Genomic DNA, 3339 nt, shown 5'->3' on the forward strand with positions numbered 1-3339 from the left:
AATCTTGACGATGACCTACTCTCACATGGGGAAACCCCACACTACCATCGGCGATGCATCGTTTCACTGCTGAGTTCGGGATGGGATCAGGTGGTTCCAATGCTCTATGGTCGTCAAGAAATTCGGGTACTGAGTCGTGGCCAGTTGGCCTCGCTTCAGCAAATTGGGTATGTGATAGCTTTCGGTGTTTTGCAAGATCTCGAACTTTCGGTTCGTTTCGTCTTCACACACCGCAATCTGGTCTCTTCGACGCAAATTGCTTGGGTGTTATATGGTCAAGCCTCACGGGCAATTAGTATTGGTTAGCTCAACGCCTCACAGCGCTTACACACCCAACCTATCAACGTCGTAGTCTTCGACGGCCCTTCAGGGAACTCAAGGTTCCAGTGAGATCTCATCTTGAGGCTAGTTTCCCGCTTAGATGCTTTCAGCGGTTATCTATTCCGAACATAGCTACCCGGCAATGCCACTGGCGTGACAACCGGAACACCAGAGGTTCGTCCACTCCGGTCCTCTCGTACTAGGAGCAGCCCCTCTCAAATCTCAAACGTCCACGGCAGATAGGGACCGAACTGTCTCACGACGTTCTAAACCCAGCTCGCGTACCACTTTAAATGGCGAACAGCCATACCCTTGGGACCGGCTTCAGCCCCAGGATGTGATGAGCCGACATCGAGGTGCCAAACACCGCCGTCGATATGAACTCTTGGGCGGTATCAGCCTGTTATCCCCGGAGTACCTTTTATCCGTTGAGCGATGGCCCTTCCATACAGAACCACCGGATCACTAAGACCTACTTTCGTACCTGCTCGACGTGTCTGTCTCGCAGTCAAGCGCGCTTTTGCCTTTATACTCTACGACCGATTTCCGACCGGTCTGAGCGCACCTTCGTACTCCTCCGTTACTCTTTAGGAGGAGACCGCCCCAGTCAAACTACCCACCATACACTGTCCTCGATCCGGATAACGGACCTGAGTTAGAACCTCAAAGTTGCCAGGGTGGTATTTCAAGGTTGGCTCCACGCGAACTGGCGTCCACGCTTCAAAGCCTCCCACCTATCCTACACAAGCAAATTCAAAGTCCAGTGCAAAGCTATAGTAAAGGTTCACGGGGTCTTTCCGTCTAGCCGCGGATACACTGCATCTTCACAGCGATTTCAATTTCACTGAGTCTCGGGTGGAGACAGCGCCGCCATCGTTACGCCATTCGTGCAGGTCGGAACTTACCCGACAAGGAATTTCGCTACCTTAGGACCGTTATAGTTACGGCCGCCGTTTACCGGGGCTTCGATCAAGAGCTTCGCGTTAGCTAACCCCATCAATTAACCTTCCGGCACCGGGCAGGCGTCACACCCTATACGTCCACTTTCGTGTTTGCAGAGTGCTGTGTTTTTAATAAACAGTCGCAGCGGCCTGGTATCTTCGACCGGCATGAGCTTACGGAGCAAGTCCTTCACCCTCACCGGCGCACCTTCTCCCGAAGTTACGGTGCCATTTTGCCTAGTTCCTTCACCCGAGTTCTCTCAAGCGCCTTGGTATTCTCTACCCAACCACCTGTGTCGGTTTGGGGTACGGTTCCTGGTTACCTGAAGCTTAGAAGCTTTTCTTGGAAGCATGGCATCAACCACTTCGTCATCTAAAAGATGACTCGTCATCAGCTCTCGGCCTTAGAATCCCGGATTTACCTAAGATTCCAGCCTACCACCTTAAACTTGGACAACCAACGCCAAGCTGGCCTAGCCTTCTCCGTCCCTCCATCGCAATAACCAGAAGTACAGGAATATTAACCTGTTTTCCATCGACTACGCTTTTCAGCCTCGCCTTAGGGACCGACTAACCCTGCGTCGATTAACGTTGCGCAGGAAACCTTGGTCTTTCGGCGTGGGTGTTTTTCACACCCATTATCGTTACTCATGTCAGCATTCGCACTTCTGATACCTCCAGCAAGCTTCTCAACTCACCTTCACAGGCTTACAGAACGCTCCTCTACCGCATCACCCGAAGGTGATACCCGTAGCTTCGGTGTATGGTTTGAGCCCCGTTACATCTTCCGCGCAGGCCGACTCGACTAGTGAGCTATTACGCTTTCTTTAAAGGGTGGCTGCTTCTAAGCCAACCTCCTAGCTGTCTAAGCCTTCCCACATCGTTTCCCACTTAACCATAACTTTGGGACCTTAGCTGACGGTCTGGGTTGTTTCCCTTTTCACGACGGACGTTAGCACCCGCCGTGTGTCTCCCATGCTCGGCACTTGTAGGTATTCGGAGTTTGCATCGGTTTGGTAAGTCGGGATGACCCCCTAGCCGAAACAGTGCTCTACCCCCTACAGTGATACATGAGGCGCTACCTAAATAGCTTTCGAGGAGAACCAGCTATCTCCGAGCTTGATTAGCCTTTCACTCCGATCCACAGGTCATCCGCTAACTTTTCAACGGTAGTCGGTTCGGTCCTCCAGTTAGTGTTACCCAACCTTCAACCTGCCCATGGATAGATCGCCCGGTTTCGGGTCTATTCCCAGCGACTAGACGCCCTATTAAGACTCGCTTTCGCTACGCCTCCCCTATTCGGTTAAGCTCGCCACTGAAAATAAGTCGCTGACCCATTATACAAAAGGTACGCAGTCACAGAACAAAGTCTGCTCCCACTGCTTGTACGCATACGGTTTCAGGATCTATTTCACTCCCCTCTCCGGGGTTCTTTTCGCCTTTCCCTCACGGTACTAGTTCACTATCGGTCAGTCAGTAGTATTTAGCCTTGGAGGATGGTCCCCCCATATTCAGACAAAGTTTCTCGTGCTCCGTCCTACTCGATTTCATGACTAAGAGATTTTCGCGTACAGGGCTATCACCCACTATGGCCGCACTTTCCAGAGCGTTCCGCTAATCTCAAAGCCACTTAAGGGCTAGTCCCCGTTCGCTCGCCACTACTAAGGGAATCTCGGTTGATTTCTTTTCCTCAGGGTACTTAGATGTTTCAGTTCCCCTGGTTCGCTCCATACACCTATGTATTCAGTGTAAGGTAACCATCTTATGATGGTTGGGTTCCCCCATTCAGACATCTCCGGATCAAAGTCTGTTTGCCGACTCCCCGAAGCTTTTCGCAGGCTACCACGTCTTTCATCGCCTCTGACTGCCAAGGCATCCACCGTATGCGCTTCTTCACTTGACCATATAACCCCAAGCAATCTGGTTATACTGTGAAGACGACATTCGCCGAAAATTCGCAATTACTTACAAATTTTACCTTAGCCTGATCCGTTACCAGTGAAAGTAACGTTCAGTCTATCTTTCTATCACATACCCAAATTTTTAAAGAACGATCTAATCAAAGACTAGAAATCAA

General features: G+C 50.8%; 2 rRNA genes. Both read right to left on the bottom strand.

The features are described from left to right. Nucleotides 1–2: 2 nt before the first annotated feature. Nucleotides 3–118 (bottom strand): 5S ribosomal RNA (gene rrf / locus HX821_RS30440). A gap of 153 nt (nt 119–271) precedes the next feature. Then, nucleotides 272–3165: ribosomal RNA gene (locus HX821_RS30445) — 23S ribosomal RNA — on the bottom strand. Nucleotides 3166–3339 lie beyond the last annotated feature (174 nt).

It is taken from the genome of Pseudomonas sp. B6001, from assembly GCF_013386015.1.
GTDB lineage: Bacteria > Pseudomonadota > Gammaproteobacteria > Pseudomonadales > Pseudomonadaceae > Aquipseudomonas.